Annotated in this window: 7 protein-coding genes and 1 riboswitch; of the genes, 3 read left to right on the top strand and 4 right to left on the bottom strand. The window is 38.0% G+C overall.

What is annotated here, in order from left to right; genetic code table 11:
- Positions 1–270: CotG/ExsB N-terminal domain-containing protein (locus BFL01S_RS18125; protein ID WP_439950866.1), on the bottom strand; the 270-nt coding region annotated here is incomplete at its 3' end.
- Between the two features lie 175 nt (positions 271–445).
- Here BFL01S_RS18125 and BFL01S_RS18120 point away from each other — a divergent pair.
- The 3 genes from BFL01S_RS18120 to BFL01S_RS18110 all read left to right on the top strand — a co-directional run bounded on the left by BFL01S_RS18120 (position 446) and on the right by BFL01S_RS18110 (position 4,123).
- Positions 446–1,522, top strand: a complete 1,077-nt coding sequence (locus tag BFL01S_RS18120) for a CotH kinase family protein (RefSeq protein WP_061786551.1) — start codon at positions 446–448, stop codon at positions 1,520–1,522.
- Positions 1,523–1,616: 94 nt separating this feature from the next.
- Positions 1,617–1,741: riboswitch (SAM riboswitch) on the top strand.
- A 74-nt stretch (positions 1,742–1,815) separates the two neighbouring features.
- Positions 1,816–2,961 (top strand): trans-sulfuration enzyme family protein, encoded by a 1,146-nt coding sequence (locus tag BFL01S_RS18115; RefSeq protein ID WP_061786550.1) that lies wholly within the window; start codon positions 1,816–1,818, stop codon positions 2,959–2,961.
- Positions 2,945–4,123, top strand: coding sequence for a trans-sulfuration enzyme family protein (locus tag BFL01S_RS18110; protein ID WP_061786549.1), 1,179 nt, complete (start codon positions 2,945–2,947; stop codon positions 4,121–4,123). The genes BFL01S_RS18115 and BFL01S_RS18110 overlap by 17 nt, the downstream gene beginning before the upstream one ends.
- A gap of 51 nt (positions 4,124–4,174) precedes the next feature.
- Here the strand turns inward: BFL01S_RS18110 and yoyC are convergent, their stop codons facing one another.
- The 3 genes from yoyC to putP all read right to left on the bottom strand — a co-directional run bounded on the left by yoyC (position 4,175) and on the right by putP (position 6,750).
- Positions 4,175–4,441 (bottom strand): protein YoyC, encoded by a 267-nt coding sequence (gene yoyC, locus BFL01S_RS18105; protein ID WP_025907398.1) that lies wholly within the window; start codon positions 4,439–4,441, stop codon positions 4,175–4,177.
- Between the two features lie 50 nt (positions 4,442–4,491).
- Positions 4,492–5,157: an SIMPL domain-containing protein gene (locus BFL01S_RS18100; RefSeq protein ID WP_061786548.1), complete on the bottom strand. Its 666-nt coding sequence runs from the start codon at positions 5,155–5,157 to the stop codon at positions 4,492–4,494.
- A gap of 111 nt (positions 5,158–5,268) precedes the next feature.
- Positions 5,269–6,750: a sodium/proline symporter PutP gene (gene putP, locus BFL01S_RS18095; RefSeq protein WP_061786547.1), complete on the bottom strand. Its 1,482-nt coding sequence runs from the start codon at positions 6,748–6,750 to the stop codon at positions 5,269–5,271.
- Between the last annotated feature and the right edge of the window lie 319 nt (positions 6,751–7,069).

Here is a 7,069-nt window from a genome sequence, read left to right as displayed (position 1 = left end):
ATGAGAATGCTTTTCTTTACAGAAGCACGTTGCTTTTTTGTGAGAACGATGCTTTTTGTGAGAACGTGAGCTTTTCGTACAGTACTTGTTTTCCGTTCTTTTCTCTGTTTTCTTTTCTGTCTTTTTCTCCGTCTTTTTGTGAGAAAGAGCTGTTTTTTTAGATGAACTTTTTGAGCTATGACCTTTTGGTTCTTGATACATAAACCTGCCTAGCTCTGATTTTTGTAAAGATTCAGCAGCTTTACGAATACGCTTAGATTGAATATACAATCTAAAAACCTCCTTATGAGAATCATTTTTTTGCCTTTCACCATAAGATACGCTTAATACGCCGTACTTGCTATGAGATAAACGTGGAATTTTAAGAAATAACCAAGGAGTTTCTAGCATCTCGGTGGGAGAGGAGCTCATATAATTTAAAATGTATCCAAAAGGAGGGAAAGAGATGGGAATTGCCACCTATTCTGTTTTTGCTAATGTTCGGGACTTTAAAGAACTAAAGGCCGACATCTGGTCTGAAGATTCCATACCCGCAGTGATGAAAGTTCATAAAAAGAGGTATGAAATAGGCTTAACTCTAAGGGGATCACACATCCGAGAAATGAGAAAGAAATCGTACTATATAGAGTTTTATTCACCAAATAAATTCGGGAAGACCAACGAAATTCATCTCAATGCAGAATATAAAGATCCATCGCTAGTTCGCAATAAACTATCGCTCGATTTCTTTTCAGACCTTGGCGTACTATCACCGAAATCACAGTTTGTTCATCTCACCATTAACGGGAAAAATGAAGGTGTTTATTTACAGTTAGAATCGGTAAACGAGTACTTCTTAACAAAGCGTAGCTTGCCAAAAGGCTCTATCTTTTACGCTGTAGACGGAGATGCCAACTTCTCGTTAATGAGTGATTTGGATGAGAAGCCAAAAGAATCGCTTCAATCAGGATACGAAACAAAAGTAACGTACGGAAAAGATGAAGAAGCGTTAGAATATTTTATTTATAACTTGAATACATGGACGAATCAAGAGTTTGAAGATAACATTGAAAAGCACTTGGAGGTAGATCGCTATTTAGCCTGGTTGGTGGGAGTAATTTGTCTTCAAAACTTTGATGGTTTTGTTCATAACTATGCTTTGTACCGGAACAGTGATACGAAGTGCTTTGAACTCCTTCCTTGGGACTATGATGCTACGTGGGGGCGCGATGTCAACGGAGATGAAATGGAAAGTAACTATGTGAGAATGGAAGGGTTTAATACGTTAACAGCACGACTTTTGGCCATATCAAAATTTAAGAAACAATATATTGAAAAAATGAATTCTGCGCTAAATCATCAGTTCACTGTTAACTATATGAAACCAAAGATTGAAGCACTCCACCAGCTGATTTTGCCTTATGTAGAGAAAGATCCGTATATACAGCACAAGTTAGCTACTTTTTATCAAGAACCTGCGTTTATTTGTGACTTTATTAAAGACAGAGCAGCCTATATAAGAAAATCAATGAAGTCTTTTTGAATAAATGAGACAATTGAAATTGTTTAGAAAATTCTATTGACATTCTTTGTTATTTTTATTAAAGTATACACAATGAATAATTAACTTAATAAAACTCTTATCCAGAGTGGCGGAGGGACTGGCCCTGCGAAGCCCGGCAACCATCAAACCATATGTTAGTCAGTGAGTTTGAACGGTGCTAATTCCTGTGAAATACGATTGTATTTTAACAGATGAGAGAAGTCGTGATTAAGCGAACGCTCTTCCATCTGTGAAGAGTTTTTTTTTATTTACTGCAAAGAGGAGAGGACATTATGCATATTGAAACACTACTTGTTCGTTCGGGCGTCAATCGAGACCCTGCTACAGGTTCCATTACAACACCTATTTACCAAGCATCTACGTTTGCACACCCCCGTTTAGGAGAAAGCACAGGATATGACTATGCTAGAACAGCTAATCCAACAAGAACAGCGTTAGAAGATGCGATCACTGTGTTAGAAGAAGGCGAAGTTGGAGCGGCATTTGCTTCGGGAATGGCAGGAGTTATGGCTGTACTTGCTTTGTTTAAAAACGGTGATCATTTAATCGTCTCTGAAGATTTATACGGTGGTACATACAGAGTTTTAAATGATATTTTTGCAGAACAAGGTGTAGAAGTAACGTATGTAAATACAGCTCATTTAGACCAAGTTAAAGCAGTATTAAAGCAGAATACGAAAGCGTTATTTATTGAAACACCGACAAATCCAATGATGCACGTAACGGATTTAAAAGGAATAATTGAACTTGCTAAAGAAAGTAACTTGTTAACAATTGTGGATAATACGTTTATGTCACCTTATTATCAAAGACCTCTTTCTCTTGGAGCGGATATCGTTATTCATAGCGCTAGTAAATACATTGGTGGTCACAATGACGTAGTAGCCGGGTTAGTCGTTGCACGATGTCGCGAGCTAGGTGAAAAAATTCGCTTTTATCAAAATGCAGCAGGTGCAATTTTAGGTCCGCAAGATAGCTGGTTGTTGCTGCGAGGTATTAAAACGCTTGCTTTGCGCATGGAGAAACACAATGAAAATGCGCTGAAAATTGCGAATTGGCTGACTTCACATGAGCTGGTTGAGAAAGTGTACTATCCAGGTCTTGAATCTCATCCAGGCTATCACGTAATGAAGCAACAAGCAGGAGGCTTTGGCGGAATGATTTCCTTCGCTGTAACGGACCCGCAAATTGTGCCAGTCTTACTTGAGAATATAAAGGTGATTACCTTTGCTGAAAGTCTAGGTGGTGTGGAGAGCTTAATGACGTTCCCAGCTCGTCAGACTCACGCAGATATTCCAGAAGAAATACGAAATCGAGTTGGCGTAACGAATTGCTTATTACGCTTATCTGTTGGGATTGAACATGCAGAGGATTTAATTCAAGACTTAAAGGAGGCATTTGATGCATACAACAAATAAACACTCATTTGGTACAAGTTTAATTCATGCAAAAACAGGTATTGATGGACATTTTGGAGCGGTAAATGTTCCCATTTATCAAGTGTCTACTTTCAATCTAGAAGACGAAACAAACGGTGGGCGCTATGACTATTCGCGTTCAGGTAATCCAACACGAGAAGCTTTAGAAAATACGATTGCACAGCTTGAAAATGGAGCTGCTGGGTTTGCTTTTTCATCAGGAATGGCCGCTGTATCATCTGTTCTTTGTTTATTTGAAGCAGGCGATGAAATTATCGTTTCAAACGATATCTATGGTGGCACATATCGCGTATTAACAAGATTATTTTCAAAGTTTGGTATTAAAACTACATTTGTCAACATGACAAATGTAGATGAAGTAGAGGAAGTCATTTCGAGCCAAACAAAAGCGATTTACATTGAAAGCCCATCAAATCCATTCTTACAGGTAACGGATATTAAAAGCGTTGCAGCGTTAGCTAAACGCTATGACCTGTTAACAATCGTTGATAATACGTTTATGACACCTTACTTGCAGCAACCAATTAATTTAGGGGCAAATATCGTCATTCATAGTGCGACAAAGTATATTAGTGGCCATAGCGATGTAATTGGTGGATTGGTTGTTGTAAGTGATGAAAAGCTTGCTGATGAAGTAAAGTTTGTTCAAAACGCATTTGGAGCTATTTTAGGGCCACAGGATTGCTTCTTATTTCTACGAGGCATTAAAACATTAAAAGTAAGGTTAGATCAGCAACAACAAACGGCTTTAGAGCTAGCGAAATGGTTTGAAGAGCAACATGACGTCGAAGCGGTTTATTACCCAGGGCTGAAGACACATCCTGATTATGAATTGATTACTGAGCAGGCAAACGGATACGGAGCAATTATTTCATTTAAATTAAACAATGATGAACTCGCACAGCATATATTAAAAAACGTGCGCTTATCTTCGATTGGTGTAAGTTTAGGCGCAGTTGAATCAATCTTAACACACCCAGCAACAATGTCTCACGCTAGTATTCCAAAAGAAGTGAGAGATGAAAAAGGTATTACAGAATCGCTGTTACGCTTATCAGTTGGACTGGAAGAGTATGAGGATTTAAAAGAAGATTTTAATAATGCTCTAATTTCTTTTCAAGAAAAAGCCGTAACTAAATAATAATAGAAGAAAAGAGGTTGTTTCTAGATTTAAATAGAAACAACCTCTTTTTTAGCAATTTCTGAGTAGTTTTGTATACAGGTCGATTAAAGCCAGCTGTTCACTATGAGCAAGACTGCTATTGTTAATCCGCTGAACGGCCAGTTCATATTTTACCTCAGGAGATTTACGAACGCGAGGATGCGTCATTTCATCACGTAAATCCTTTTGAATAGCATAGGATAACTTTTCTTTAACGGAAAGATTATCTTGGTTGGAAAAAGAGCGATTTACCCAAAGTTTTTGATAGGCGCTAAACAATTGTTCATCTGATATCACGATGCATAAACTCCTTTTATTAATATACGTATTAGTTTAGCACACATACTCTAGTACCTGTATGTCACTTCTACAGCTGATACAACTGTCAGAGACTGCGTTTGAATCGGTGGAGCAGACCCAAGTGTCTTAGCTGCCACTACATAGCCACCAGGGGGCTGCTGAGTCCGTTCAGTGACTTCCAGCGGAATAGGGTTTAAGGCAACGCCTAGGGTGTCTGCAATAGCCGTTGCTTTCTCTCCAGCGTGCTGAACGGCTTGAGAAAGTGCTTGCTTTTCATAGGGTGTCGGATCTTTCACAAAAAAACGAATATCTTCTGCTACGTTTCCACCGCTTGCAACAGAGATAGCGTACACTTCACCAGCTTGTTTAATATCTGCAACATGAACTTCAAATAAATGCTGTACTTCGTATCCAACTAATGTCGTTTTGCCATCAGTGTAGTCATATTTTGGGTTAATAGTAAACGATGCGGTCTCAATATCACTTTGTTCAATTCCGGCATTTTGAAAGCCATCAATCATTGTATTGGAAACGGTAGTGTTTTCTTTTAATGCTTGCTGTACGCTTAGGTTTTCTGTACGAACACCGATAATAATGGAAATGCCATCTGGAACAGCCGTAATATGGCCTTCTCCTATCACTTTTAGCTCACGCTCATTTCCTTCACGTGATGGTGGGGGCTGGTGATTATATGGAAACATGGATGGATGCATGCTATAAACCTCCTTATAAGCTCTTATCTATATACGTATGAAGAAAAAGCTTGGGCTACGTATAGAAAATAAAAAGCTCGCAAAAAGATGTTTGCGAGCTTTCGTTTGGATTTATTTAGTTTCTTCTTCTAATGTTTCTTCCATTTCAACGAAAGTACCTTGAACTTTCGTTGAAGGATCTTTTGTTAACAAGCTGACAACGACGACAGCTAAGAAGCTTAGTACGAAACCAGGAATCATTTCATAAAGTGCTTCGCTTAATCCAGGTACGTTTACCCAAATTAATACCGTAGCAGCCCCAACAATCATACCGGCAAGAGCACCCCAACGAGTCATCTTCTTCCAGTATAGACTTAGTAAAACTGCAGGGCCAAATGCTGAACCGAACCCGGCCCATGCATAACCTACAAGACCCAAAATCGTATCATTTGGATTTAATGATAAGAGAATACCAATGATTGCGACACCTAGTACAGATAGACGTCCTACTAAGACAAGTTCTTTATCTGTTGCTTTGCGACGGAAAAACGCTTTATAAAAGTCTTCCGTAATAGCACTTGATGTTACAAGTAGCTGAGACGAAATTGTACTCATGATTGCAGCAAGAATCGCTGCTAGTAAGAACCCTGTAATAAATGGATGGAACAATACTTGTGCGAATTTAATAAAGATTGTTTCTGGATCTGCTAATGTGGTTGCAGTTTGGTCAACATAAGCAATACCAATTAATCCAGTAAACATTGCACCGATAATGGAAATAATCATCCATCCCATACCGATTCGGCGAGCTGGTTTTAACTCTTTAATAGACGAAATAGCCATGAATCGAACAATAATGTGAGGTTGCCCAAAGTAGCCAAGACCCCAAGCTAAGAATGAGATAATTCCAACAACCGTTGTACCTCTAAAGAAATCTAAGTACGCTGGGTCAATGTCACGAACTACATCAAACGTTGTTCCAACACCGCCTAATTCAGTAAACGCTACAATCGGTACAAGAACAAGAGCGATAAACATAATAATACCTTGTACAAAGTCGGTTAAACTTACCGCTAAAAATCCACCGAATAGTGTATAAGCAATAACAACACCTGCTGTTACAAATAAACCAATTCGATAGTCTAAACCAAACGCAGACTCGAATAATGTACCACCGGATACCATTCCAGCAGAAGTATAAAGAGTGAAGAAGACAAAAATAACGATGGCTGATACTGTTCGAAGAACTTTGGATGTATCATTGAAGCGGTTTTCAAAATAATCTGGGATTGTAATGGAGTCATTTGCTACTTCTGTGTACGTTCGAAGACGCGGAGCAACAATTAGGTAATTTAGGTAAGCTCCGATTGTTAAACCAACGGCAATCCATAAACTAGATACTCCTGTAGCATACATAGCACCTGGTAAACCCATTAACATCCAACCACTCATGTCAGATGCACCAGCTGATAGGGCTGTTACAGCAGGACCAAGTCCACGACCACCTAGCATATAGCCTGAAATGTCATCAGTAGATTTTTTATAAGCATACCAACCGATAGCCAGCATCCCTATAAAATAAATTGCTAGTGAAATAAATAAACTAATATCCACAATATCTCTCCTTTTTCTGTTTTTATATATGACTTGTGGAAAATCGTGTCATATAAACAGCTTACGGTTTTTTAAGCTAACAAACTTTTCCCAGAGTATCAAGTTATTAAACACGAATTTTTTGAAATGAAACCCGCTTGATTACATAAATAAAGCCAATGAAACCGCTTACTAAATAAAAATAAAGTAAAAATATTATGAATATTTAAACATGTATTTATTCTTTAAAAATTAGAATAAATTACCAATGAAATTGTTGCTTTCTACTATTTAATATGATGCTTTTTGATTAAAAATATGTACACGTTCTAAAACAAAA

This window comes from Priestia flexa NBRC 15715, assembly GCF_001591565.1.
Classification (GTDB): Bacteria; Bacillota; Bacilli; order Bacillales; family Bacillaceae_H; genus Priestia; species Priestia flexa.
Note: the sequence above shows the minus strand (reverse complement) of the source record. Positions and strands in the feature narration are given on the sequence as shown.